General features: G+C 66.4%; 22 protein-coding genes. 7 read left to right on the forward strand and 15 right to left on the reverse strand.

Annotated features, from left to right (window positions below; genetic code table 11):
- Positions 1-6: 6 nt before the first annotated feature.
- Positions 7-2,379 (forward strand): glucan 1,4-alpha-glucosidase, encoded by a 2,373-nt coding sequence (locus Q9R14_RS09040; protein ID WP_306002122.1) that lies wholly within the window; start codon positions 7-9, stop codon positions 2,377-2,379.
- Between the two features lie 59 nt (positions 2,380-2,438).
- On the opposite strand, the gene Q9R14_RS09045 is transcribed toward Q9R14_RS09040, so the two are convergent.
- The 11 genes from Q9R14_RS09045 to Q9R14_RS09095 all read right to left on the reverse strand — a co-directional run bounded on the left by Q9R14_RS09045 (position 2,439) and on the right by Q9R14_RS09095 (position 14,094).
- A complete protein-coding gene (locus Q9R14_RS09045; protein ID WP_306002123.1) occupies positions 2,439-3,134 on the reverse strand; it encodes a TorF family putative porin in 696 nt (231 codons plus the stop codon).
- A gap of 72 nt (positions 3,135-3,206) precedes the next feature.
- On the reverse strand, positions 3,207-4,487 hold the full coding sequence (locus Q9R14_RS09050) for an ammonium transporter (RefSeq protein ID WP_306002124.1): 1,281 nt from the start codon (positions 4,485-4,487) through the stop codon (positions 3,207-3,209).
- Positions 4,488-4,767: 280 nt separating this feature from the next.
- A complete protein-coding gene (gene leuB, locus Q9R14_RS09055) occupies positions 4,768-5,874 on the reverse strand; it encodes a 3-isopropylmalate dehydrogenase (RefSeq protein WP_306002125.1) in 1,107 nt (368 codons plus the stop codon).
- Positions 5,871-6,458 (reverse strand): 3-isopropylmalate dehydratase small subunit, encoded by a 588-nt coding sequence (gene leuD, locus Q9R14_RS09060; RefSeq protein WP_306002126.1) that lies wholly within the window; start codon positions 6,456-6,458, stop codon positions 5,871-5,873. The genes leuB and leuD overlap by 4 nt, the downstream gene beginning before the upstream one ends.
- Positions 6,451-7,863 carry a 3-isopropylmalate dehydratase large subunit gene (gene leuC, locus Q9R14_RS09065; RefSeq protein ID WP_306002127.1) on the reverse strand — a complete coding sequence of 471 codons (1,413 nt, stop codon included), beginning with the start codon at positions 7,861-7,863 and terminating at the stop codon, positions 6,451-6,453. Before leuC ends, leuD begins: the two co-directional genes overlap by 8 nt.
- Positions 7,856-9,106, reverse strand: a complete 1,251-nt coding sequence (locus Q9R14_RS09070) for a 2-isopropylmalate synthase (protein WP_306004138.1) — start codon at positions 9,104-9,106, stop codon at positions 7,856-7,858. Before Q9R14_RS09070 ends, leuC begins: the two co-directional genes overlap by 8 nt.
- The gene (locus Q9R14_RS09075; protein ID WP_039244600.1) at positions 9,106-9,357 is read right to left on the reverse strand and encodes an ACT domain-containing protein; all 252 of its coding nucleotides are present in this window, start codon (positions 9,355-9,357) and stop codon (positions 9,106-9,108) included. The genes Q9R14_RS09070 and Q9R14_RS09075 overlap by 1 nt, the downstream gene beginning before the upstream one ends.
- A 1-nt stretch (position 9,358) precedes the next feature.
- The gene (gene ilvG / locus Q9R14_RS09080) at positions 9,359-11,071 is read right to left on the reverse strand and encodes an acetolactate synthase 2 catalytic subunit (RefSeq protein ID WP_306002128.1); all 1,713 of its coding nucleotides are present in this window, start codon (positions 11,069-11,071) and stop codon (positions 9,359-9,361) included.
- A gap of 19 nt (positions 11,072-11,090) precedes the next feature.
- Positions 11,091-12,104: a ketol-acid reductoisomerase gene (gene ilvC, locus Q9R14_RS09085; RefSeq protein WP_185223720.1), complete on the reverse strand. Its 1,014-nt coding sequence runs from the start codon at positions 12,102-12,104 to the stop codon at positions 11,091-11,093.
- A gap of 6 nt (positions 12,105-12,110) precedes the next feature.
- Positions 12,111-13,850, reverse strand: coding sequence for a dihydroxy-acid dehydratase (locus tag Q9R14_RS09090; RefSeq protein WP_306002129.1), 1,740 nt, complete (start codon positions 13,848-13,850; stop codon positions 12,111-12,113).
- A gap of 91 nt (positions 13,851-13,941) precedes the next feature.
- The gene (locus Q9R14_RS09095) at positions 13,942-14,094 is read right to left on the reverse strand and encodes a hypothetical protein (RefSeq protein ID WP_156494693.1); all 153 of its coding nucleotides are present in this window, start codon (positions 14,092-14,094) and stop codon (positions 13,942-13,944) included.
- A 258-nt stretch (positions 14,095-14,352) separates the two neighbouring features.
- Here Q9R14_RS09095 and gap point away from each other — a divergent pair, with 258 nt between their 5' ends.
- The 4 genes from gap to fba all read left to right on the forward strand — a co-directional run bounded on the left by gap (position 14,353) and on the right by fba (position 18,149).
- The gene (gene gap, locus Q9R14_RS09100; protein WP_306002130.1) at positions 14,353-15,360 is read left to right on the forward strand and encodes a type I glyceraldehyde-3-phosphate dehydrogenase; all 1,008 of its coding nucleotides are present in this window, start codon (positions 14,353-14,355) and stop codon (positions 15,358-15,360) included.
- Positions 15,361-15,457: 97 nt separating this feature from the next.
- Positions 15,458-15,718, forward strand: a complete 261-nt coding sequence (locus tag Q9R14_RS09105) for a hypothetical protein (protein WP_306002131.1) — start codon at positions 15,458-15,460, stop codon at positions 15,716-15,718.
- Between the two features lie 4 nt (positions 15,719-15,722).
- Positions 15,723-16,919, forward strand: coding sequence for a phosphoglycerate kinase (gene pgk, locus Q9R14_RS09110; RefSeq protein WP_306002132.1), 1,197 nt, complete (start codon positions 15,723-15,725; stop codon positions 16,917-16,919).
- Positions 16,920-17,063: 144 nt separating this feature from the next.
- Positions 17,064-18,149, forward strand: a complete 1,086-nt coding sequence (fba, locus tag Q9R14_RS09115; RefSeq protein WP_055803694.1) for a class II fructose-bisphosphate aldolase — start codon at positions 17,064-17,066, stop codon at positions 18,147-18,149.
- Positions 18,150-18,158: 9 nt separating this feature from the next.
- On the opposite strand, the gene Q9R14_RS09120 is transcribed toward fba, so the two are convergent.
- Complete coding sequence (locus Q9R14_RS09120; RefSeq protein WP_306002133.1) at positions 18,159-18,794, reverse strand: DUF2799 domain-containing protein; 636 nt, start codon at positions 18,792-18,794, stop codon at positions 18,159-18,161.
- Positions 18,795-18,877: 83 nt separating this feature from the next.
- Here Q9R14_RS09120 and Q9R14_RS09125 point away from each other — a divergent pair, with 83 nt between their 5' ends.
- Entirely contained in the window at positions 18,878-19,897 is a 1,020-nt protein-coding gene (locus Q9R14_RS09125) for an RluA family pseudouridine synthase (RefSeq protein ID WP_306002134.1), read from the forward strand.
- Positions 19,898-20,127: 230 nt separating this feature from the next.
- Positions 20,128-21,015 carry an RNA polymerase sigma factor RpoH gene (rpoH, locus tag Q9R14_RS09130; RefSeq protein WP_026108409.1) on the forward strand — a complete coding sequence of 296 codons (888 nt, stop codon included), beginning with the start codon at positions 20,128-20,130 and terminating at the stop codon, positions 21,013-21,015.
- A gap of 47 nt (positions 21,016-21,062) precedes the next feature.
- On the opposite strand, the gene Q9R14_RS09135 is transcribed toward rpoH, so the two are convergent.
- The 3 genes from Q9R14_RS09135 to Q9R14_RS09145 form a co-directional block, all read right to left on the reverse strand.
- Positions 21,063-21,875: a response regulator gene (locus Q9R14_RS09135; RefSeq protein WP_295192911.1), complete on the reverse strand. Its 813-nt coding sequence runs from the start codon at positions 21,873-21,875 to the stop codon at positions 21,063-21,065.
- 106 nt (positions 21,876-21,981) lie between these two features.
- Positions 21,982-23,277 (reverse strand): adenylosuccinate synthase, encoded by a 1,296-nt coding sequence (locus Q9R14_RS09140; RefSeq protein WP_153924946.1) that lies wholly within the window; start codon positions 23,275-23,277, stop codon positions 21,982-21,984.
- A gap of 75 nt (positions 23,278-23,352) precedes the next feature.
- Positions 23,353-24,513, reverse strand: a complete 1,161-nt coding sequence (locus tag Q9R14_RS09145) for a phosphoserine transaminase (protein ID WP_306002135.1) — start codon at positions 24,511-24,513, stop codon at positions 23,353-23,355.
- Between the last annotated feature and the right edge of the window lie 43 nt (positions 24,514-24,556).

Raw genomic sequence — 24,556 nt, forward strand, 5'->3', positions numbered from 1 at the left:
ACCACAATGCGTCACTTCCGTACCTTCTGCCTCGCCGGCGCCGCCGGCCTGGCCCTCGCTTCCGCCGCAAGCGCACAATCGGGTGTCGCCCCCGGCGCGCCCGGCGCCCCGCCCGTCTGGTCCAGCGCGGCCAAGACCGGCGCCGGCGCATCCTACGAAGCCTATGTCGATGGCCAGTATCGCGACGGCGGCCCGACCGGCGCGGTGTCCAAGGTCTGGTATTCCATCGCCGACGGCGTCCTGACCGAGACCATGTACGGCCTGATTCATGAGGCCCAGATCAAGGCCTTGCGCTTCGCCGGCGTGACCCAGGACGGTCTGGTCGTCGAAGGCGACGACACCACCAGCCGCACCGAATATCTGCACGTCGACGCCCAGGGGCGTCCGCTGTCGCCGGCCTATCGCGTGACGACCCAGGACAAGAACGGCCGCTTCCAGATCGAAAAGCAGATCTTCAGCGATCCCGACCGCAACGCCCTGGTGCTGCGCGTCACCATCACGGCGCTGAAGGGCGATGTGACGCCCTATCTGATGCTGGAGCCGCACATGGCCAACACGGGCGTCGACGATCGCGGTCAGGTCACGCGCGACGGCTTCCACGCTTGGGAAGGCGACACCCACCTGTTCCTGAAGCCCAGCGAAGCCTTCGAAAAGGCCAGCGTCGGCTTCGTCGGCGCCTCGGACGGTCTGACCGATCTGAAGGACGGCAAGCTGGACTGGACCTACGCCTCCACCGGCGATCAGGCCGGCAACACCATGATGACCGCCGCCTTGCCGCGCCTGCGCCAAAGCAGCCGGATCACGCGCGACTTCGTCATCGGCTTCGGCGCCAGCGAGGCCGAGGCCCGCGCGGCGGCGGACGGATCGTTCGCCACCGGCCTGGACGAGGTGCTGGCCCGCTTCAACGGCGTGGGCGAGCGCGTGGGCTGGGAGGACTATGTCGCCTCTCTCACCGAACTTCCGCGCATCGCCGAACAGGCGACCGACGGCGGCAAGCTGGCCTACGCCTCGGCTCTGATGCTCAAGGTGCAGGAGGATCGCACCCACGCCGGCGCCCTGATCGCGTCACTGTCGAACCCGTGGGGCAACACGGTGGACGCGTCGAAGTCCTCGACAGGCTACAAGGCCGTTTGGCCGCGTGACTTCTATCAGGTGGCGATGGCTCTGGCGGCGCTAGGCGACAAGGAGACGCCGCTAGCGGCCTTCAACTATCTGCCCCAAGTCCAGGTCGGCCCGAACACGCCGGGCAACACCGGCGTCGGCGGCTGGTTCCTGCAGAAGACGCACGTGGACGGCGAACTGGAGTGGGTCGCGGTCCAGTTGGACCAGACCGCCATGCCGATCATGCTGGGTTATCGTCTGTGGAAGATGGGCTGGCTGTCCGACGCCCAGATGACCGAACACTATCGGTCCATGCTGAAGCCGGCGGCCGACTTCCTGGTGGACGGCGGCAAGATCGGGCTGATGTGGAACGACGCGGAGATCAAGCCGCCCTTCACTCAGCAGGAACGCTGGGAGGAGCAGCAGGGCTATTCTCCGTCCTCCACCGCCGCCGTGGTCGCGGGCCTGACGGTGGCCGCCGAAATGGCGCGCGCCTCGGGCGACGCCGCCGACGCGACGCGCTACCAGATCGCGGCCGACAGCTATGCGTCCAAGATCGAAGACCGGATGTTCACCACCAACGGCGACTTCGGCGACGGTCGCTACTTCATCCGCATCACTCAGAACGAAAACCCGAACGACAAGGCCCCGATCGGCGCCGCCAACGGCCAGATCGCTCCGGCCGAAGACCGCGTCGTGGACGGCGGCTTCCTCGAGCTGGTGCGCTATGGCGTGCGCAAGGCCGACGATCCGCACATCCTGGCAACCCTGCCCGTCTATGACGATCAGTCCTTGGAACCGCTTTATCGGGTTCGCTACGACTTCGGTCCCAAGGGCGACAAGACCCCGGGCTGGCGCCGTTATGGCGTCGACGGCTATGGCGAGGACCATCGGACGGGCGCCAACTACGGCGTCGGCGGGGAAATGAGCCCTGGCCAGCGCGGTCGGGTCTGGCCCTTCTTCACGGGCGAGCGCGGTCACTATGAGCTGGCGCGCGTCAGCGTGAACGGCGCCCCCTCGGCCGCCGACATCGCCGCCATTCGTCAGACCTATGTGCGCGGCATGGAGCGGTTCGCCAACGGCGGGCTGATGCTGGCCGAACAGGTGTGGGACGGCGTCGGAAACCCGACGGCCAAGGATTACGCCGTGGGTCAGAATACGGATTCGGCCACCCCCCTTGCCTGGACCCACGCGGAATATCTGAAGCTGCTGCGGTCGCTCGCCGACGGCAAGGTCTGGGACAGCTACGACCCCGTCCACGACCGCTACGCTCGCTGATACGAAAACAGCCCCGGAGATTGCTCTCCGGGGCCGTTCTCATTTCACACTGACGTGGCTCAGAAGGTGAGCTTCACAGCCCCGACGATCCGATCTTCGGCGCCGGGCACGCCGTCCACATCGGTGTCGTGATAGCGGACATCGACGCCCACCTTGTCGGTCAGGGCATAGCCGACGCCGACGTTCCAGGTGGTGTAGTCGTCGCTGACGTCGAGCCATTGCTTGCCGAGCGCGCCCGATACCGTCCACTTGGGCGCAGGCGAGAAGGCGGCGTTGACCTCGGCATAGGTCGCCTCCTTGTCCGCACCGAAGAAGTCGGGCGAGTAATAGACGGCCGCGCCAAACGTGGCGGGACCGACCGCGCGCGAGGCCGCAGCCTTGAACTCGGCGTAGTTATAGTCCGCGCCGTCCGGTTCCCCGACATAAAGATAGCCGATCGCGCCGAAGTCGAGCGCGAAACCGACCGCCTCGGTGCGATAGCCGCCGTAAAGGTCGACTTCCGCATCGGTGTCATCGCCGAAGTCGACGTTGGAGGCCCAGGCCCCGGCGTAGAAACTGCCCGAGGTTAGATCGACGCCGCCCTGAATGGCGGGATCTTCACTGGTCTGGCTGAAGCCGCGGAAGACATAGTCGCTGACGGCGCCCACGTTCCAGGCGACATCGACGGTGCTCTGGGCCGAGGCAGGCGCGGCGAGGCCGATCAGTCCTGCGGCGAGCGTTGCGGCGGCGGCCGCGCGGATGATGGTCTTCTTCATAGTCTATCCCCTTGTTGTCGTTATTTGAGGTCGAGCCCGGGCGCGGGTTTGGGAGCCGCGCCCGGTCTCAGCTCAGTGTTCCAGCGCCTCGCCATGCAGCGAGGTGTCCAGACCGGCGGCCTCTTCCGCCTCGCTCACGCGCAGGCCCGTGGTGAACTTGCAGATGAACAGGATGATCAGGGTGCCGACGGCGCTGTAGACGATGGTCCACAGCAAGCCCAGGGCCTGGGCGCCGACGTTGGCGCCTTCCGACAGGCTGTTGATCGCGGTCGTGGCGAATACGCCGGTCAGCAGGGCGCCGATCAGGCCGCCCGCGCCGTGGATGCCGAAGGCGTCCAGGCTGTCGTCATAGCGCAGCAGTTTCTTGATCCACACCGATGAGGCGTAGCAGGCCGGGCCGGCGATCAGGCCGATGATGACCGCGCCCTTGGGATCGACGAAGCCGGCCGCCGGGGTGATGGCGACCAGACCGGCGACGACGCCCGACAGCATGCCGATCAGCGAGACCTTCTTCTTCTCGATATATTCGACGATTTTCCAGGTCAGGGCGGCGGCGGCGGCGGCCAGAATGGTGTTCAGCAGCGCCACGCCCATCAGGTCGTTGGCGGCGCCTGCCGAGCCGGCGTTGAAGCCGATCCAGCCGACCAGCAGCAGCGAGGCGCCGATCATGGTCAGGACAGGGTTGTGGGCGGTGATGACCTCGGTGCCATAACCCTTACGGCGACCCAGGAAGATGGCGCACACCAGGCCCGCGACGCCCGAGTTGACGTGAACGACGGCGCCGCCCGCGAAGTCCAGCACGCCCGCCGAACCGAGGAAACCGCCGCCCCAGACCCAGTGGCAGATCGGCGCATAGACCAGCAGCGACCACAGGGCGGTGAACAGCAACAGCGCCGAATATTTGAACCGCTCGGCGAAGGCGCCGGTGATCAGCGCCGGGGTGATGATGGCGAAGGTCATCTGGAAGGAGATGAACAGGAACTCGGGAATGCCCGGCAGCAGGGCGTTGGCTGTCTTCAGCGACACGCCGTTCAGGAACAGCATGTCCAGACTGCCGATGAAGGGCTGAAGGCCGGCGCTCTCGTTCTTGCCAAAGGCCAGGCTGTAGCCGGCGATGAACCACACCAGCGACACCACGGCGAAGACGCCGACGGACTGGGTGATGGTGGCGATGACGTTCTTCTTGCGCACCATGCCGCCATAGAACAGCGCGAGACCGGGGAGGGTCATCAGCAGAACCAGGGCGGTCGAGGTGCCGAGCCATGAGGCGCCGGCGCTGTCCAGCTCAAGCGCGGCCTGGTGGCCGAGCAAGGCGGGCGCGGCGTCCTGCGCATTCGCCGCGCTGGCAGCCATCAGACAGAGTGTGGGAAGCAGGAGCGCAGCCGCTCCCGTAAGTCGTTTCGTGGTCTGCGACATGAGCTAGTACCCCCTATGCAATCTCGCAGTTGCGAAGATTTTACCGCATTTGCGATAGGCGCAAGGGGCTAGACCGTGAACGGCGCAACTTTATTGCAACGGTCATGGAGAAAAAGAACAGGGCCGCACGATCTTGCGATCCTGCGGCCCGATATCAGATTCTTTATGCCGACAAAGCCAAGCTGAGCGGCAGGATTTTCAGCTTCAGTTTAAGCCGTCAGGCCCAGTGCATCTGCACCCGGTGCGCTGCCGCCCAATGGATGGCGCGGATGGCGTCGATGACGGCCTCGGTCGCCGCGCGCGTGCCCAGTGCGCCGCCCAGATCGGCCGTCACGGCGCCGGCCGCCAGAACCGCCGCGACGGCGGCCTCGATGGAATCAGCCTCGTCCTCCAGTTTCAGGCTGTGACGCAGCAGCAGGGCTGCCGACAGGATGGTCCCGACCGGATTGGCCAGATCCTGACCGGCGATGTCCGGCGCCGAGCCGTGAATCGGCTCGAACAGGCCCGGCCCGCCCGCGCCCAGCGACGCCGACGGCAACAGGCCGATGGAGCCACCCAACACTGAAATCTCATCCGACAGGATGTCGCCGAACATGTTTTCGGTCAGGATGACGTCGTATTCGCGTGGCTTACGGATCAGGTGCATGGCCATGGAGTCCACCAAGGCGTGCTCCAGGGTGATGTCGGGGAACTCCTCGGCATGGATGCGGGTCACGACCTCGCGCCACAGACGGCTGGTCTCCATGACATTGGCCTTGTCGACCGAGGTCACCTTCCCACGACGCTGTTGGGCGGTCTGGAAGGCGGCGCGGGTCACCCGCTCGATCTCCGGCACGGTGTATTCGCACAGGTCGGTGGCGCGGTCGGCGGTGCGGGTCTTCTCGCCGAAATAGACGCCGCCGGTCAGTTCGCGGAAGACGATCAGATCGACGCCCTCGACGATCTCCTTCTTCAGCGGGGAGCGGTGCGCCAGCACCGGCGACACCTGCAACGGCCGCAGATTGGCGAACAGGCCCATCGCCTTGCGGATAGCCAACAGCCCCTGTTCCGGACGCGCCTTGCCGCCATCCCATTTCGGTCCGCCGACGGCGCCCAGCAGCACGGCGTCGGAAGCGACGCAGGCGGCGCGCGTCGCCTCGGGCAGGGGTTCGCCCGTCGCATCTATGGCGGCGCCGCCGATCAGGTGTTCGGAGAACTCGAAATGATGACCATAGAAGTCGCCGATGACCCGCAGGACATCGCGCGCGGCCCGTGTGACCTCCGGTCCGACGCCGTCGCCGGGCAGCAGGACGATGTTGTAGGTCTTGGTGGCGGCGGTGCTCATCTTACGGTCTCTTTCGATCGCTCGTAGGCTTCGATTTCAGGCATGTTTGATTGCAGCCAGCCCAGGGTGTCCACCCCGTCCAGCAGGCATTGGCGGGCGAAGGATTCGACCCCGAACGGCACGGGTTCGGCATTACCGCGCTGGATCTGATTGGCCTGGAGGTCGATCGTGACCGGCTGGTCCGGCTGCGACGCCAGATCGTCCCAAACCGCCTGACTGACCACGATGGGCAGCAGGCCGTTTTTCAGCGCATTCGATGTAAAAATGTCAGCGATCTCGGTCGAGATCACGGCCTTGAACCCATAGTCCAGCAGCGCCCACGGCGCATGTTCGCGCGAGGAGCCGCAGGCGAAATTCTTGCCGGCCAGCAGGATGCGGTGCTGGGACGGGTCGATGCGGTTCAGGATCGCCTCGGGCTTTTCTGACCCGTCGTCCTCGTAACGCCAGTCGTAAAAGGCGGCCTTGCCCAGTCCTTCGCGCGTCGTCGTGGTCAGAAAACGCGCGGGGATGATCTGGTCGGTGTCGATATTGGCCTGGCTCAAGATCATCGTCTTGGAGGTCAGGGTGGTGAAAGCCTCAGACATGCTCCACCTCGTTCAGATAGACGCGCGGATCGGTCAGCACACCGGCCACGGCCGTCGCCGCCGCAGTGGCCGGGCTGGCCAGGATGGTGCGGGCGTCCTTGCCCTGACGGCCTTCGAAATTGCGGTTCGATGTGGAGACGGCCAGTTGGCCCGGCGCGACGAAATCACCGTTCATGGCGATGCACATCGAACATCCCGGAATGCGCCATTCGGCCCCGGCGGCGATGAAGACCCGATCCAGCCCCTCCGCCTCGGCGTCGCGGCGCACGGCCTCGGACCCCGGCACCACCAACATGCGCAGGCCCGGCTTGACCTTGCGGCCGCGCAGCACCTCGGCGGCGGCGCGCAGATCGGGCAGGCGCCCGTTGGTGCAGGAGCCGATGAAGACGACATCCACCGGCTGGCTGGTCGTCGCCTCCCCGGCCGTGAACCCCATATAGGCGATGGCCTTGCGGTCGCTGTCCGACTGAGACTGCGGCACGGGCGAGCCGATGGGCGCGCCCGCATCCGGCGTCGTCCCCCAGGTCGCCATCGGTCGGATGGCGGCGCCGTCGATGGTCACTTCCTTATCGAAGACCGCGCCTGCATCCGTCGCCAGCTTCAACCATTCGGCCGCTGCCGCCTCATAGTCGTCGGGCACGTGCTTGCGACCGCGCAGCCAATCGATGGTCGTCTGGTCCGGCGCGATCATGCCGGCTCGCGCGCCGGCTTCGATGGACATGTTGCACAGGGTCATCCGCCCTTCCATGTCCAGCGACCGCACCGCCTCGCCCGCGTATTCGATGACATAGCCGGTGCCGCCGCCGAAACCGATGGCGGCGACGACCGCAAGCGCGACATCCTTGCCCGAGACGCCGGGCTGCAACGCGCCGTCCACCGTCACTCGCATGGCCTTGGCCTTGCGCTGCAACAGGCATTGGGTCGCCAGCACATGGCCGACCTCGGACGTACCGATTCCGAAGGCCAGAGCCCCGAAGGCGCCGTGCGTCGCCGTATGGCTGTCGCCGCAGACCACCGTCATGCCCGGCTGGGTCAGACCCAGTTCCGGCCCCATGACATGGACCACGCCACGATCGTCCGATCCCCAGCCCGCCAGCGGCACGCCGTGGGCGGCGCAGTTCCGCTCCAGCGTATGGACCTGCGCCTCGGCCTGGGCGGTGACGTAGGGTTTCAGGCCGTTCAGCCCCGCCGGCAGGGTCGGGGTCGAATGGTCCAGGGTGGCATAGGTCCGGTCGGGACGGCGCACCTTCAGCCCGCGCGCCTCGATCTCGCTGAAGGCCTGGGGGCTGGTGACTTCGTGGACCAGATGCAGGTCGATATACAGCACGCCCGGCGTGTCGGCCGTTTCCGACCGCACCACGTGGGCGTTCCACACCTTGTCGAACAGGGTCTTGGGATCAGGCATATTGGGCCACGATCTCGGACACGCCGTCGACGCGGTCGATGATGGCGATCAGTTCGGTGTCGTTGATCTCGCCGATCTGGTCCGCGCGCGACTTGAAGCCCGCGACCACCGCCGCCAGACGTTCGCCCTCGATGGGACGGCCGATGGTCTCGGCGCGTTTGGCGATCGCGTGACGCCCCGAGTGCTTGCCCAGCACGAACCAGCTGCCCTCGAAGCCCACGTCCTGGGGCCGCATGATCTCATAGGTTCGACTGTCGGCCAGCATCCCGTGCTGGTGGATGCCCGCCTCGTGGGCGAAGGCGTTGATGCCGACCACCGACTTGTTGCGGGCGATGACCGTCTCGGTGATCTCGCACAGAATCTTGGAGGCGCGCACCAGATGACGGCTGTCGGCGCCGGTCGTGACGCCATAGCGATCCTCGCGGACCTTCAGCGCCATGATGACCTCTTCGATCGAGCAGTTGCCCGCCCGCTCGCCGATTCCGTTGATCGCGCCCTCGATCTGACGCGCGCCGCCCTCGACGGCGGCCAGGGAGTTGGCGACCGCCATGCCCAGGTCGTCGTGGCAGTGGGCCGAGAAGATCACATGCGGATGGCGCTTCTTGATCCGTGCGGCCAGGGCGGCGAACCGCTCGCGCACCTCTTGCGGCGTCGCATAGCCGACGGTGTCGGGCACGTTCAGGGTGCGGGCGCCCGCGTCGGCGGCGGCCTCCAGCACATCGGCCAGAAACTCCGGCTCGGTGCGGAAGGCGTCCTCGGCCGAGAACTCCACGTCGTCGAACAGGCTGCGGGCGTATTCCACCGACCGCACGGCGGTCGACAGCACCTCGTTGGTGGACATCTTCAGCTTGGCGGTGCGGTGGATCGGACTGGTGCCGATGAAGGTGTGGCAACGACGGTGCGATTTCGGCGCCGGCTCCAGCGCGCGGAAGGTGGCGTCGATGTCCTTCTCGTTAGCGCGCGACAGGGAGCAGAAAACCGGCCCCTCGACCTCGCCCGCCACGCGGCGGATGCAATCCTCGTCGCCGGGCGAGGCGGCGGCGAAGCCGGCCTCGATGACGTCGACGCCCAAATCCCGCAGGACATGGGCCATCTTCACCTTGGCCTGGGCCGACATGGAGAAGCCGGGGGCCTGTTCGCCGTCCCGCATCGTCGTGTCGAAGACGATGATGCGGTTGGGATCGGCTGCGATCTCCTCGGTGCGCGATACGCCCGATACGCGTACGCTTTCGGGGGTAATCATCACGCGGCCTCGGATTGAATAATGTCGTTGCTGATGCGGCGCACGCCGAACAGCCGGTCGATCTGGCGACCCAGATTGTCCATGCAGCGGCCGGCGTCGCGGCCGCGCACAGTCAGGGCGATGCGGCGGAAGGCGCCCTCGTCCGCCAGGGCCATGCCGTCGATGTGGAAGCCGCGGCGCTCCACCAGGCCGATGAGACGCTGAAGCGAACCGTCCGCACGGTCGATCTGGATGTGGATCGTGTTGCTCATCTCAGGAGCCCTCCATCATTTCAGCATTGCTCTTGCCCGGCGGAACCAGCGGCCAGACATTGTCTCGGGGGTCGATGACCACATGGGCCAGGCAGGGTCCGTCGGCGGCCAGCAGGCGCTGGATGCCGTCGGACACCTGATCGCGGCGATCGATGCGAAAGGCCTCGATGCCGAAGGCTTCGGCGACCTTTACGAAGTCCGGGTTGTCGGACAGATCGATCTCGGAATAGTTCTCGGCGAAGAACAGCTCCTGCCACTGGCGCACCAGGCCCAGGGACGAGTTGTCGATCAGCACGATCTTCAGCGGGATGCCGTAACGCTTCAGCGTCGCCAGCTCCTGGATGTTCATCATGAAGCCGCCGTCGCCGGCAATGGTGACGACCGTCGCGGACCGATCGGCCAGCTTGGCGCCGATGCCGGCGGGCAGGCCGAAACCCATCGCGCCCAGACCGCCGGAGGTGATGTGCGCCTCGGGCCTGGCAAAGCGGCAGTGCATGGCCGCCCACATCTGATGCTGGCCCACGTCGCAGGCGGCGACGAAATCATCGCCCGCCGCTTCCGAGATCTCCTTCAGCAGGGCGGGCGCATAGACCCCCTCGCCCGGTGCATCATAGCGGTGAGCGCCCGCTTTGGCCGCATCGGCGCAGTCGTCAGCCCAGGCCTGGATGTCCAGGGCCGCGCCCGACCGCATCCGCGCCGTCAGCGCCTCGACGCCTTCGCGCAGTTCGCCGACGACGGCGACGTTGGCGCTGCGCAGCTTGCCGACTTCCGACGCGTCGATGTCGAAATGGACGATGCGGGCGTTCGGCGCGAACTCGGCCAGCTTGCCCGTGGCGCGGTCATCGAACCGGGCGCCGACGACGATCAGCAGGTCGCTGTCCTGCACCGCATGGTTGGCGGCGCGCGTGCCGTGCATGCCCAGCATGCCCAGCATGCCCGGCGCGTCAGTCGGGATCGTGCCCAGGCCGTTCAGGGTCGAGACCTGGGGGATGTCGGTCGCGGCGACGAAGGCGCGCAGGGCCTCGGTCGCGCCGCCGATCTTCACCCCGCCGCCGATGTAGACCAACGGCTTCTTCGCCGACCGGATCGCGGCCTCGGCGGCGGCGATGGCGTCGTGATCGACGCGTGCCGTCTCGTTGGGGATTGAAAATCCGTAGTCATCGCCGGTCGTCTCGAACTGCACATCCTTGGGCAGGTCGACCAGAACCGGGCCGGGGCGACCGGACCGGGCGATATGGAAGGCTTCCTCGATCGCGGCAGGCACCTCTGCGGCCGAGCGGACCAGGATCGAATGTTTCACGATGGGCAGGGTGACGCCCAGGATATCGATCTCCTGAAAGGCGTCGGTGCCCATCAAGCCTTGGGCGACATTGCCGGTGATGCAGACGATCGGCACCGAATCCATCATCGCATTGGCGATGCCGGTGACCAGGTTGGTGGCGCCAGGGCCGGAGGTGGCCATGCACACGCCGACCTTGCCGCTCTTCCTGGCATAGGCGTCGGCCGAGAAGGCCGCCCCCTGCTCGTGGCGGACCAGGATGTGCTTCAGCTTGGAGCCAGCCAGGGCGTCATAGACCGGCATGATGGCGCCGCCCGGATAGCCGAACACCACCTCCACCCCCAGCCGCTCCAGGGTGGAGACCAGCAGACGCGCACCTGACTGGGGTGCGGTCTCGGCTGAGGGTTTGAAGGCGGCGGCGGTCATCAGGGTCATCCGGTCGTTCAGGCGGCGATCAGGCCGCTTCTGCCTTGGGCGTGTTCAGCCAGGCCATGCGTTCGCGCAGACGCGCGCCGACCTGTTCGATCTGGCTCTCGCGGTCCGCCTTCAGCCAGGCCTCGTATTGCGGCTTGCCGGCCTCGTTCTCGGCGATCCAGTTGCGCGCGAAGGTGCCGTCCTGGATCTCGTCCAGAATGGTCTTCATGCGGGCCTTGGTCTCTTCGGTCACGACGCGCGGGCCGCTGGCCACCGCGCCGTATTTGGCCGTCTCCGAAATGAAGTGGTGCATCTTGGAGATACCGCCTTCGTAGAACAGGTCCACGATCAGCTTCAGCTCGTGAAGGCATTCGAAGTAGGCGATTTCGGGCTGGTATCCGGCCTCGACCAGGGTGTTGAAGCCCTGGATGACCAGCTCCTTGGCGCCGCCGCACAGGACCGCCTGTTCGCCGAACAGATCAGTCTCGGTCTCTTCGCGGAAGGTGGTTTCCAGCAGGCCGCCGGTCGCACCGCCGTTGCCCTTGGCGTAACCCATGGCCCGGTCGCGCGCCTTGCCGGTAACGTCCTTCTCGACGGCGAACAGGCTGGGCACGCCGCGCCCGCGCTGGAACTCACGACGGACCAGGTCGCCCGGCCCCTTCGGCGCGACCAGGATCACGTCCATGTCGGCGCGCGGGGTGATGCGCTCGTAGATGATGGAGAAGCCGTGGGCGAACAGCAGGGCCGAGCCCTCCTTGGCGTTCGGCTCAATGATGTCGCGATAGACGTCGCCCTGAACCATGTCGGGGGTCAAGATGGCGATGATGTCGGCGCCCTTGACCGCCTCGGCCGGCTCTGCGGTCGGGACGCCGTCGGCGGTGGCGTGTTTCCAGCCCGTGCCGCCGTGACGGACGCCGGCGACCACGTCGTGGCCGCTGTCCTTCAGGTTCTGCGCATGGGCGCGGCCCTGCGAGCCATAGCCGATGATGGCGATGCGCTGGCCGGCGATGGCGCCCGGCTTGATGTCTTCGTTGGTGTAGATGGTGATGGCCATGGTGGGTCAGGCGTCCTGAGCAGCAGCGGTTTTGTGAGACGCCGGGACTTGGGCCGGCGGCGGGTTGGGGATGGTGACGGCGCCCTGGGCGGCCGAGGCGACCGAGGCGCGGTATTTGGCGAAGACACCTCGCGCCGGGCGGACTACGTGGGGCGTAAAGCCCGCCCGGCGCGTCGCCAGATCGACGTTGACGTCGATGCGGCGGTTGGTGACGTCGATGGTGATGCGGTCACCATCGCGAATGAGAGCGATCGGACCGCCGACGGCGGCTTCCGGCGAGACGTGTCCGGCGACGAAGCCGTAGCTGGCGCCCGAGAACCGGCCGTCGGTCAGCAGCGCGACATTGTCGATCCTGCGACCCTTCAGGGCGGCGGTGACCTGCAGCATCTCGCGCATGCCCGGACCGCCCTTGGGCCCTTCGTAGCGGATGATGATCACGTCGCCCTCGCCGACCGATCCGTCCTGAACGGCGTGGAAGGCGTCTTCCTCGCTGTCGAAGACGCAGGCCGGACCCTCGAACGTATCGACCTTGTGACCCGTCAGCTTGATGACCGCGCCTTCGGGGGCGACATCACCATAGATGACGGCGAAGCTGCCGCGATCCATCACAGGGGCGTCAAACGTCGTGACAACCACTTGGCCGGGGGTCTCCTCGGCCTCGGCGGCCTCGGCGAACAGGCTGCGGCCGGTGACGGTGGGGGTGTTCACGATCTTGCCCGCCTCGGCCATCCGCTGGGTCACCAGACGGGTGCCGCCGGCGGCGAACAGGTGCGAGGCCAGAAAGCGGCCGCCCGGCTTCAGGTCGCAGATGACCGGCGCCTCGACGCAAGCCTGGTGGCAGTCCTCAACGCCGAACTCGACCCCGGCCTCCGCCGCGATGGCCGTCAGGTGCATGACCGCATTGGTCGACCCGCCCGAGGCCGAGACGGCGACGGCGGCGTTCTTCAGGCTGGCGCGGGTGATGTATTTGCGGGCCGTGTCGCCCGAGAAGACGCGCTCGACGATCAGGCGACCGCAGCGCTCGCCCTCGGCGGCCTTGTTCGGATCGACGGCGGGCACGTCGTTGGCGCCCATCGGCGAGATGCCCATGACCGACAGGGCCATGGCCATGGTGTTGGCCGTGAACTGACCGCCGCAGGCCCCGGCACCGGGGCAGACCGCCGTCTCGACCGCCTTCAGACCGGCGTCGTCCAAGGCGCCGGCCGAATGGGCGCCGATGGCCTCGAACACTTCTTGGACCGAGACCTCCTTGGTCCCGATCACGCCGGGCATGATGGTGCCGCCGTAATAGACCAGGCCGGGGATATCCATACGCGCCAGGGCCATGGCCGCCGCCGGGATCGTCTTGTCGCAGCCGACGATGCAGACCACGCCGTCCAGCTGATGGCCTTCGATGGCCAGTTCGATCGAGTCGGCGACGACCTCGCGGCTGATCAGCGAGGCCTTCATGCCCGCCGTGCCCATCGAGATGCCGTCGGTGACGACGATGGTGTTGAAATCGACCGGATAGCCGCCCGCCGCGATGATGCCGGCGCGCACGTCCTTGGCCAGTCGGTCCAGATGCATGTTGCACGGCGTGACCGTCGACCAGGTGTTGACGATGCCGATCATCGGCTTGTCGAAGTCGGCGTCCTGCATGCCGGCGGCGCGCAGATAAGAGCGGGCGGCCGCCCGGTTCGGGCCAGCCGTCACCGCCGCGCTGCGCGCATTGGGCTTTCTGGGCTGGGAGGTAGAATTTTGCGTCATCGGTCCGGTTCGTTTCGAACCGCCGCGCACTAAAAACCCCGCTTCCTTTCGGAGGCGGGGTGGTGCGAGGCGATCCTGAGTGTGTCTAAGGTCAGGTCGCGTGCATCCACGCCGCTTGCGTAAGCAGGCCGAGAAGTACGAGGGTAATAAGGAATACGGGGCTTTCCAGGCCGACCGGCGCGCGAACGGCTGCGACCGCCTTGGCGGTGCGTCCCTTCGTCATGTCGCGCGTCATCGTGGCCACGGGTGGCTCCCTGTTCTGACGCCAAGAAACCATAGCCGCTGGAATCGCACAACCCCTATCGCAATAATTTTGCGCAGGAGATCGAAAAGAACCTCGCCGGGGGTGTTTCTTACCTCAAGCTGACGCAGGCGTTTTTAGAAGCGTTACCGTCCATCACATCATGTTACGTGCGCGGGGTTGAAACCCGTCCGCGACCGCTCCATTGAGACGCCAACCTATATGTAGCGCACAACACCCCACCGTTCAGAGGAGCTTCCCATGACCGTTCGCGTCGCCATCAATGGTTTCGGCCGCATTGGCCGTCTGGTCCTTCGCTCGATCATCGAGCACGGCCGCACGGACATCGAGGTGGTGGCGATCAACGATCTGGGTCCGGTCGAGACCAACGCCCACCTGTTCCGCTACGATTCGGTCCACGGACGCTTCCCCGGCACAGTGACCTCGGGCGAGGACTGGATCGACGTCGGCACCGGCAAGATCAAGGTCACGGCCGAACGCGATCCCGCCAACCTGCCGCACGCCGAGCTGAAGGTGGACATCGCCTTCGAATGCACCGGCATCTTCACCTCCAAGGACAAGGCCAGCGCCCACCTGAAGGCCGGCGCCAAGCGCGTCCTGGTCTCGGCGCCGGCCGACAACGCCGACAAGACCATCGTCTACAAGGTCAACCACGAGACCCTGACCGCCGACGACATCGTCGTGTCGAACGGCTCGTGCACCACCAACGCCCTGGCCCCGGTGGCCAAGGTGCTGAACGACCTGTTCGGCATCGAGCGCGGCTATATGACCACCATCCACTCCTACACCGGCGACCAGCCGACGCTGGATACGATGCACAAGGACCTGTACCGGGCCCGCGCCGCCGCCCTGTCGATGATCCCGACCTCGACCGGCGCCGCCAAGGCCCTGGGCCTGGTGCTGCCGGAACTGAAGGGCAAGCTGGACGGCTCGTCGATCCGCGTCCCGACCCCGAACGTCTCGGTCGTGGATCTGAAGGTCGTCGCCGGTCGCGAGGTCACTGTCGAAGAGATCAACGCCGCCCTTCAGGCCGCCGCCGACGGCCCGATGAACGGCGTCCTGTTCACGACGACCGACCCGCTGGTTTCGCACGACCTGAACCACATCGCCGCCTCCTCCACCGCCGCCCTGCCCCAGACCCAGGTCGTCGACGGCAAGCTGGCCCGCGTGCTGAGCTGGTACGACAACGAGTGGGGCTTCGCGACGCGCATGAGCGACACCGCGCTGCAGATGGCGAAGTTCCTATAACTTGAAAGCCGGGCGTCGCACGGCTGTCAGAAACGCAGGGTCAGGCTGCATCCTGATTCTGTTGACGGCTGTCGCGGCGCCGCTTTCAGGCGGCCTCATGCTTGAGGCCTCCAATCATCCTCTTCTGTTAAAGTTCGGCGGCAGTTGGATCAACGCGACGGCGTGGACGGCCGCCCTGCTGTGCTGGTGGCTTTTCCTTGCCCTGGCCTGGTTCAACAGAACCCGCTTTGAATCTTCCGAACTTCTGGACGGCGCGCCCGTCCGCAGACCAATAGCCAGTATTTCGATGATGGCATGCTTGATCGTGGCGGCATCCGGCCTAGGCCTCTTCAGCGCCATCAAAACTGTTTTGGGATAACGTCATGACCTTCCGCACCCTCGACGACGCCAAGGATCTCGCCGGCAAGACGGCTCTGGTCCGCGTGGACTTCAACGTCCCGATGGAGGGCGGCAAGGTCACGGACGACACCCGTCTGCGGGTCGCCCTGCCGACGATCCAACGCCTGCGCGATGCGGGTGCCAAGGTCGCCCTGCTGGCTCACTTCGACCGCCCTAAGGGCCAGCGCGTTGCGTCGATGAGCCTGAAGCCGGTCGTCCAGCCGCTGGAAGAGCTGCTCGGCGCCCCCGTCCGCTTCGCCGACGACTGCATCGGCCCTGACGCCGTGGAGGCCATTCGCGATCTGGACGCGGGCGGCGTGGTCCTGCTGGAAAACGTACGCTTCCACGCGGCGGAAGAGGCCAATGATCCGGTCTTCGCCCAGAAGCTGGCGGATCTCGGCGATCTCTACGTCAACGACGCCTTTTCGGCCGCCCACCGCGCCCACGCCTCGACCGAAGGCGTCGCGCATCACATCCCGGCCTATGCCGGTGAATCCATGCGCCGCGAACTGGACGCGCTCGACGCGGCGCTCGGCAATCCGCAGAAGCCGGTCGTCGGCATCGTCGGCGGCTCCAAGGTCTCGACCAAGCTCGACCTGCTGAAGAACCTGGTCGGCAAGCTGGACACGCTGGCCATCGGCGGCGGCATGGCCAACACCTTCCTTTATGCCCAAGGCGTCGATATCGGCGGCTCCCTGGCCGAAAAGGATATGGCGGACACGGCGCGCGAAATCCTGGCGGAAGCCGAAGCCAAGGGCTGCGACATCCTGCTGCCCGTCGATGTCGTGGTGGCGACCGAGGTCAAGCCGGACGCCGACGCCCGCACCGTCAAGACAGGCGAAGCCCTCTCGACTGATGACAAGATCCTGGACGCCGGTCCCGACACCGTCGCCCGTCTGAACGCCGCCATCGACGGCTCCAAGACCCTGATCTGGAACGGCCCGCTGGGCGTGTTCGAGGTCCCGCCCTTCGATGCCGCCACGGTCGCGGCCGCCAAGCACGTCGCCGAGCGCACCAAGGCCGGCGCCCTGATCGCGGTGGCGGGCGGCGGCGACACGGTCGCGGCCGTCGGCCATGCCGGCGTCAGCGCAGACCTGACCTTCGTCTCGACGGCCGGCGGCGCCTTCCTGGAATGGATGGAGGGCAAGCCCCTGCCCGGCGTCGAGGCCCTTCGCGCCTGAGAGCTCAGCGATGCAGGCGGATCACGCCTGCATCCTGTCTTTGAAATCGGTGTTGAAACGGCTGTAACACGGCGTGACTTCACGCTGTCCGACGTCTAATCTCTCGCCCAACCAAAAAGACTATTCGGCTCAGGAGACTACCCAATGGCGCGCATTACGCTGCGACAGCTGCTCGACCACGCGGCAGAGAACGACTACGGCCTGCCCGCCTACAACATCAACAATATGGAACAGGGTCTGGCGATCATGGAGGCGGCCCACGAGGTCAACGCCCCCGTCATCATTCAGGCATCGCGCGGCGCCCGGAACTACGCCAACGACATCGTTCTGGCCAAGCTGATCGACGCCCTGGCCGAGCTCTATCCGCACATCCCGGTCTGCATGCACCAGGACCACGGCAACGGCCCAGCCACCTGCGCCACCGCCATCCAGTACGGCTTCACCAGCGTGATGATGGACGGCTCGCTGGAAGAGGACGCCAAGACCCCCGCCTCTTACGAATACAACGTCGACGTCACCCGTCGCGTCACCGAAATGGCTCACGCCTGCGGTGTCTCGGTCGAGGGTGAACTGGGCGTGCTGGGCTCGCTGGAAACCGGCATGGGCGAGGCCGAGGATGGCCACGGCTTCGAAGGCAAGTTGGACCACTCGCAACTGCTGACCGACCCGGATCAGGCCGTCGACTTCGTCGCCGCCACCAAGGTCGACGCCCTCGCCATCGCCATGGGCACCAGCCACGGCGCCTACAAGTTCACGCGTCAGCCGGACGGCGAGGTCCTGGCCATGAACGTGATCGAGGAAATCCACCGCCGCCTGCCCAACACCCACCTGGTGATGCACGGTTCGTCGTCGGTGCCGCAGGATCTGCAGGACATTATCAACCAGTACGGCGGCGAAATGCCCCAGACTTGGGGCGTGCCTGTCGAGGAAATCCAGCGCGGCATCAAGCACGGCGTGCGCAAGGTCAACATCGACACAGACAACCGCATGGCCATCACCGGCGCTATCCGTAAGGCCCTGATGGAGAAGCCGGGCGAGTTCGACCCGCGCTACTATCTGAAGCCCGCCAAGGAGGCGATGAAGAAGCTCTGCATGGAGCGCTACCAGCAGTTCGGCTGCGAGGGTCAGGCGTCCAAGATCCGCCCGCTTTCCACCGCCCAGATGGCGAAGCGCTACGCCTCGGGCGACCTGGATCCGTCCTTCCGCGGCGCCTCCGTCAAGGCCGCCTAGGACAGACGCCTAGACCGGGTAGCGGTCGCTCAATTCGCGCCGCACCCGGCGAAGGTTCCATTCCGCGTGATCCAGCGCGTCGCGTGCCTCCCGAGCATTGCGACGCGCATCGCGGATTTCGCCCCTGACCTCCTGAATGCGGTCACGAATGCGTTCTCGCTCTTCGTCCGTCAGGCCCTCGCCGCGCAGTTCGCGTTCCTTGGCTTCCAGCTTGTCTTCGCGGTTCTCGATCCGGGCCTCTGCGCTGCTCAGCGCGCCTTGCGCCGTCTCGTAGGCGTCCTCGATGTCATGCAGCAGTCGGCCGTCACGATAGGCCGGTAGAAACGCCTGCTCCTCCTCCGGCCGACAGACGCCATAATAGGTATTGCCCGCCCGCCCCACCTCCCAGCCGCGCTGGAAGGTGCAATAGGTCCGCAAGCCATCCTCACGCGCCGAGCCATAGGCGGCCGGATTGGGTGCGATCTGAAACTTGGCGCAGGCTTTGGCGTGGTCGTCCAGCCGCGTCATCGGATAGCCCGACGCCCCGTCCGCATAGCCCTTCTCGCCCCAGGCCCCGGCCAGGCATTCGTCCTTGCTCATGGTCGTGCAGCTGCTCAGCAGCGCCGCCGCGGCGAACGCTCCCCCGGCGATCATCAACCGCTTCATCGGATGTCCCCTACGCCCCCAAGCTTGACTATCGCCTCACCCGCGCCCCTCGCGCAAGCGGCCGGTCGTGCTAGGGAGACGACGTGTCCGCCCAAGATCTGATCGACGAAGACGAAGACCCCGCGACCGGCGACCCCGCCGAGGTGCTGGAGGCCCGCATCGACGCGGCCGGCGTTCGCCTGGACAAGGCCCTGGCCGGCGCCTTCCCCACCCTGTCGCGCGCCCGGCTCCAGGCCCTGCTGGCCGAAGGCGCCGTCAGTCGCGATGGCGCGGTCCTGACCAGCGGTTCCGCCAAGGCCCAGCCCGGCCTCTATGCCGTCGCCCTGCCGCCCGTCGCGCCGGCCACGCCCCAGCCCCAGGCCATTCCCCTGACCGTTCTCTACGAGGACGCCGACCTGATCGTGATCGACAAGGCAGCGGGCATGGCCGCCCATCCCGCGCCTGGCACGCCCGACGGCACCCTGGTCAACGCCCTTCTGGCCCATTGCGGCGACAGCCTGTCGGGCATTGGCGGCGTCGCCCGCCCCGGAATCGTCCACCGACTGGACAAGGACACCTCAGGCGTCATGGTCGCCGCCAAGACCGATCGCGCCCACGCCGGCCTCTCCGCCCTGTTCGCTGCGCATGACATCGAGCGCACCTACATCGCCCTGACACGCGGCGCGCCGTCGCCCGCGATCGGCCGCATCCACACCCGCATCGGCCGCTCCACCGGCGACCGCAAGAAGATGGCGGTCCTCAAGGCCGGCGGTCGCGAGGCCATCACCGACTATGTCGTCCAAGCGACCTTCGGGCAGCCCGCGAAAGCTGGGGGTGCCCCCATGGCCGCGCGCGTCGCCTGCACGCTTCACACCGGCCGCACCCATCAGATCCGCGTCCACCTGTCGTCCAAGGGCGCGCCGATCCTCGGCGACGCGACCTACGGCTCAGGCAGCCCCGCCATACCCGTCCGCGCCGCCATCGCCGAAGCGGGCCTTGAGCGTCAGGCCCTCCACGCCGCCGTTCTGGGCTTCGTCCATCCCGTCACGGGCGCGGCGCTTCGCTTCGAGACCGCGCCGCCCTCCGATATGCAGCGTCTGGAAACGCGCCTCGCCGAACTCTGAACAACCGCCCGTTCGAGCAGGTCTTGAATAGCAACTGACAAAGTTCTATATAGGACGTCGATCGGCGCGAGTGGCGCCAGGGCCACGGTCACGCTTTCGTGTGACGATCCGCCTCTAAAAATGGCGGCAACCCATCGCTACTTTACCGGTTGAGGGGTGAGACGTCGGCGCACACACCGTGGCCGATGACGAAGAGCCCGCTCGTTCAAGACGGTCGGAGGGACCTATATATGGCTGCCAATAGTACGCTCGCGGTGATGTCGCCTGAACAAGGCCTGTCGCGTTATCTGACGGAAATCCGCAAGTTTCCGATGCTGACCAAGGACGAGGAGTTCATGCTCGCCAAGCGTTGGTCCGAGCACCAGGACCCCGAAGCCGCCCACCGTCTCGTCACCTCACACCTTCGTCTCGTGGCCAAGATCGCCATGGGGTATCGCGGCTACGGCCTGCCGATCGGCGAAGTCATTTCCGAGGGCAACGTCGGCCTCATGCAGGCCGTCAAGAAATTCGACGCCGACAAGGGCTTCCGTCTGGCGACCTATGCCATGTGGTGGATCCGCGCCTCGATCCAGGAGTATATCCTGCGCAGCTGGTCGCTTGTGAAGATGGGCACCACCGCGGCGCAGAAGAAGCTGTTCTTCAACCTGCGCAAGGCCAAGAGCCAGATCTCGGCATTCGAGGAAGGCGATCTGCATCCTGAACACCTCGCCGCCATCGCCACCAAACTGGGCGTGACGGAGGAAGAGGTCACCAACATGAACCGCCGTCTCGGCGGCGACGCTTCGCTTAACGCGCCTCTGCGCGCCGACGGCGAAAGCGAGTGGCAGGATTGGCTGGCCGATGACACGGCCGTGTCTCAGGAAACCCAGCTCGCCGACGACGAGGAAAAGGGCATCCGCATGAGCCTTCTTCAGGAGGCCATGGAAGAGCTGACCGATCGTGAGAAGCACATCCTCACGGAACGTCGCCTCAAGGACGATCCGGTCACGCTGGAAGAGCTCGCCGGCCAGTACGGCGTCTCGCGCGAGCGCGTGCGTCAGATCGAGGTCCGCGCCTTCGAGAAGCTGCAAAAGGCCATGCGCGCCGCAGCCGAAGAGCGGAACCTGGTCGACGCCTGAGCAACTCGGTCCGCTTCGCCTTCAACGGCGCGGCGGACCGTCTATCGTCACGACGCGCGCGCCACCGGCGCTGCATCGTTGGCTGCTCTCGCAGCCGCTACGACCGTGCCGATCGGCTGGGCCAGTCCCGCCTTCGTCACCTGACCGCTGGCCACATAGGCCTGCAAGGTCGCGACAGCCATCGCCAGTCGCGCGTCCGCCGTCTTGATGGCCAGACCGTTCAGCGTCTCGGCCTGCTGCCGTATGGCGCGCGTCGCCTGCGACGGGTCCTGCTCGAACTGCGACATGGCCGAAACCAGGATTCGCGATGCCTGATCTCGGATTTCGGCAGGGCCGCCTCCAGCCGCACCATCGCTGCGGCGCTTGCGAGCGCCCGAATATTCACCTGAGTTGAACCGACGACGATCCGGCCCGACATAGCCGACGGCCTCGATCCAGGGTCGCGGCTTCAACGTCACATTCTCGACCCGCTTGAACAGGTCGCCCGTCGTGAACGGCTTTCTCAGGAACTCGTGGATGCCGGCGTCGCGCGCGCCCTTGATCGCCGCCGCGGTCGCCTCGCCCGTCACCATGATGATCGGCGACATACGGCACGACATGCTGGAGCGCCGAATGCGCCGCGCCAGCGTCTCGCCGTTCAGCCTGTCTCCGGACCGTTCTGTAAAGATCACGCCCGGCTCGACGTCGCGCAGGAGCTCCAGCGCGCGTTCTTCGTCGCCCTCTGAATAGACCTCGCGCGCACCCATGCCCTTGACGATGTCCGTCAGCAGTCGCGCCGACGACAGATTGGCGTCCACGATGACCACCCGACGAAGCGCAGGCTCCATGCGGCTTATGGTTCTGGCGTTTGCGGCGAACACATCAGACTCCGAGTTTGGAGCCGTTATCCTTACCGGCGACGGGTTAAGACCTGTTGAATAGGTCTTTCTGCGTAGTCCGCCGCCTCACGCCGCCCCTTCCAAAGCCTCAGCCCTGGAATGGATCACGCATCAAAATGGTGTCGTCGCGCTCGGGGCTGGTGGACAGCAGGGCCACCGGCGCGCCGATCAACTCTTCGATCCGGCGCACATATTTGATGGCGTTGGCGTTGATGTCCTTGAAGCTGCGGACACCGGCGGTGCTTTCGCTCCAGCCTTCCAACTCCTCGAACACCGGCTCGGCCGCGCCCTGGGCCTTCAGGCTTGAGGGCAGATAGTCCAGCACCTCGCCATCGACCTTGTAGCCGACGCAGATCTTCAGCGTTTTCAACCCGTCCAGCACGTCCAGCTTGGTCAGTGCGATCCCATCGATGCCGTTGATCGCAACGGACTGGCGCACCAATACAGCGTCGAACCAACCGCAGCGGCGCGCGCGGCCGGTGTTCACCCCGACTTCGCGGCCCACGGTCGCCAGATGCGCGCCGACCTCATCATCCAGTTCGCAGGCGAAGGGGCCTTCTCCGACGCGCGTCGTATAGGCCTTCACAATGCCCAGCACATAACCGACGCCGCGCGGTCCGATGCCCGAACCCGCCGCCGCCTGGCCGGCCACCGTGTTGGAGCTGGTGACATAGGGATAGGTGCCGTGATCCACGTCCAGGAAGGCGCCCTGCGCCCCTTCGAACAGCACGCGCTTGCCGTCCTTCTGCGCCTGATCCAGCACGCGCCAGGCCGGTTTCACATAGGGCAGGATCTTCGGCGCGATCTCCAGCAACTGCGCCAGCAGCGCGTCGGGATCGATCGGCTCCAGCCCCAGACCGGCGCGCAGCGGATCGTGGTGCGAGCGCAAACGATCGATCTTGACCTTCAGGTCGTCTTCATTGGCCAGATCGCAGACCCGAATGGCGCGACGCCCCACCTTGTCTTCATAGGCCGGGCCGATGCCCCGCCCGGTCGTGCCGATCTTGGCGCCCGGCGCGCTGGCCGCCGCCTCGCGCGCCACGTCCAGCGCCGGGTGGATGGGAAGGATCAGGCAGGCGTTGTCCGCAATGGTCAGGATTTCAGGGCTGATCGCCACACCTTGAGCAGCGATCTTTTCGATCTCGCCAACCAGATGCCACGGATCGACGACCACGCCGTTGCCGATGATCGAAGGCTTGCCCTGCACGACGCCGCTGGGCAGCAGCGCCAGCTTGTAGACCTTGCCGTCCACCACCAGCGTATGACCGGCGTTATGTCCGCCCTGGAACCGCACGACCATGTCGGCGCGGTTGGACAGCCAGTCCACGATCTTGCCCTTGCCCTCGTCGCCCCACTGGGCGCCGACCACCGCTACGTTCGCCAAAACCGTCTCTCCGCACTGGAATGCGGGCGCAGCCTATAGCGAGGGAATCGTCCGATGTCGTCCCGTCAGGCGGATTTATCCGACTTCGCCGACCGCCGTCTCGAACGCCCATTCCAGCCAAGGCGTCGCGGCAATCACATCGGCTGTCTCGACGGTGCATCCGCACCATAGGCGCAGTCCGGGCGGCGCATTGCGATGCGGCTCCATGTCGAACACGGCCGCCTCGCCTTCCAGCAGGGCCTTGAACCGCATGACGAAGGCCTTCTGCGCCTTGTCGTCCAACGCCGCGATCCGCGCATCGGTGAATTTCAGACAGACCGAGGTCGTCGACCGGATCTCCGCTCGATCCGGCAGGAAGGCGATCCATTCGGTGCGCTCCACCCATTGCGCCAACGCGGCGTAGTTGGCGTCTGTCCGCCGGATCAGTTCGCTCAATCCGCCGATGTCCTTCGCCCAGCCCAGGGCGTCGATCCAGTCTTCGATGGTCAGGATCGAGAAGGTGTTGATCGCCACCCCGTCCGCCAGCGCCCGATCAAACCGTCCCTTGCCGTCGGTCAGCCGCAGCAGCTTGGGAATCGCTCGATCCGGCCGGTATGTATCCAGTCGCTCGACCGCGCGCGGCGACAGCACCATCACCCCGATGCCCGCCTCGCCGCCCAGCGCCTTCTGGAAGCTGAAGGTCACGACATCCAGCTTGTCCCACGGCAACGGCATGGCGAAGGCGGCGGACGTCGCGTCGCAGATCGCCAGCCCCTCGCGATCATCGGCGATCCAGTCGGCGTTAGGCACACGCACGCCCGAGGTCGTGCCGTTCCACGGGAACACCACGTCCTTAGACCAGTCCGCCCGGCTCAGATCCGGCAGTTCGCCCCAGGGCGCCGTCAGGGCCTCGGGCTCCAGCCCCAGATGATCCTTCACGTCCGCCAGCCAGGTCAGGCCGAAGTTCTCGAACGCCACGACATGCACCGGCCTAGCGCCCAGCATCCCCCACAGCGCCGCCTCGACCGCGCCTGTGTCAGACCCCGGCGTATACAGCATCACATGGCTGTCGGGCACTTCCAGCACCTCGCGCGTCAGCCGCAGGCCATGCGCGAACCGCTCGACCACCTCCGGCGCGCGAATGCCGCGTCCCAGCAGGTCGGACGGCAATCCACCCAGCGCATAGCCCGGCCGCTTCGCCGTCGGCCCCGCCGAAAACCACGGCCGCGCCGGCTTCACATCAGGCTTCGTGCTCATGCTCTTTCCCTTTGGCGCTGCCAGTCTTCGCGCGGCTTGAGCG

Source organism: Brevundimonas sp. C43 (assembly GCF_030732185.1).
GTDB lineage: Bacteria > Pseudomonadota > Alphaproteobacteria > Caulobacterales > Caulobacteraceae > Brevundimonas > Brevundimonas diminuta_C.

Bases quoted from the DNA above. Each gene is read 5' to 3' on its own strand.
- leuB (WP_306002125.1), bottom strand. From the start codon at position 5,874: ATGAGCACCGCCGCCACCAAGACCTACAACATCGTCCTGCTGCCCGGC.
- ilvC (WP_185223720.1), bottom strand. From the start codon at position 12,104: ATGGCCATCACCATCTACACCAACGAAGACATCAAGCCGGGCGCCATC.
- Q9R14_RS09070 (WP_306004138.1), bottom strand. From the start codon at position 9,106: ATGATTACCCCCGAAAGCGTACGCGTATCGGGCGTATCGCGCACCGAG.
- Q9R14_RS09090 (WP_306002129.1), bottom strand. From the start codon at position 13,850: ATGACGCAAAATTCTACCTCCCAGCCCAGAAAGCCCAATGCGCGCAGC.
- pgk (WP_306002132.1), top strand. From the start codon at position 15,723: ATGACCTTCCGCACCCTCGACGACGCCAAGGATCTCGCCGGCAAGACG.
- leuC (WP_306002127.1), bottom strand. From the start codon at position 7,863: ATGCCTGATCCCAAGACCCTGTTCGACAAGGTGTGGAACGCCCACGTG.
- leuD (WP_306002126.1), bottom strand. From the start codon at position 6,458: ATGTCTGAGGCTTTCACCACCCTGACCTCCAAGACGATGATCTTGAGC.
- gap (WP_306002130.1), top strand. From the start codon at position 14,353: ATGACCGTTCGCGTCGCCATCAATGGTTTCGGCCGCATTGGCCGTCTG.
- Q9R14_RS09045 (WP_306002123.1), bottom strand. From the start codon at position 3,134: ATGAAGAAGACCATCATCCGCGCGGCCGCCGCCGCAACGCTCGCCGCA.
- Q9R14_RS09105 (WP_306002131.1), top strand. From the start codon at position 15,458: ATGCTTGAGGCCTCCAATCATCCTCTTCTGTTAAAGTTCGGCGGCAGT.
- Q9R14_RS09075 (WP_039244600.1), bottom strand. From the start codon at position 9,357: ATGAGCAACACGATCCACATCCAGATCGACCGTGCGGACGGTTCGCTT.
- Q9R14_RS09120 (WP_306002133.1), bottom strand. From the start codon at position 18,794: ATGAAGCGGTTGATGATCGCCGGGGGAGCGTTCGCCGCGGCGGCGCTG.
- rpoH (WP_026108409.1), top strand. From the start codon at position 20,128: ATGGCTGCCAATAGTACGCTCGCGGTGATGTCGCCTGAACAAGGCCTG.
- Q9R14_RS09145 (WP_306002135.1), bottom strand. From the start codon at position 24,513: ATGAGCACGAAGCCTGATGTGAAGCCGGCGCGGCCGTGGTTTTCGGCG.
- fba (WP_055803694.1), top strand. From the start codon at position 17,064: ATGGCGCGCATTACGCTGCGACAGCTGCTCGACCACGCGGCAGAGAAC.
- Q9R14_RS09050 (WP_306002124.1), bottom strand. From the start codon at position 4,487: ATGGCTGCCAGCGCGGCGAATGCGCAGGACGCCGCGCCCGCCTTGCTC.
- Q9R14_RS09040 (WP_306002122.1), top strand. From the start codon at position 7: ATGCGTCACTTCCGTACCTTCTGCCTCGCCGGCGCCGCCGGCCTGGCC.
- ilvG (WP_306002128.1), bottom strand. From the start codon at position 11,071: ATGACCCTGATGACCGCCGCCGCCTTCAAACCCTCAGCCGAGACCGCA.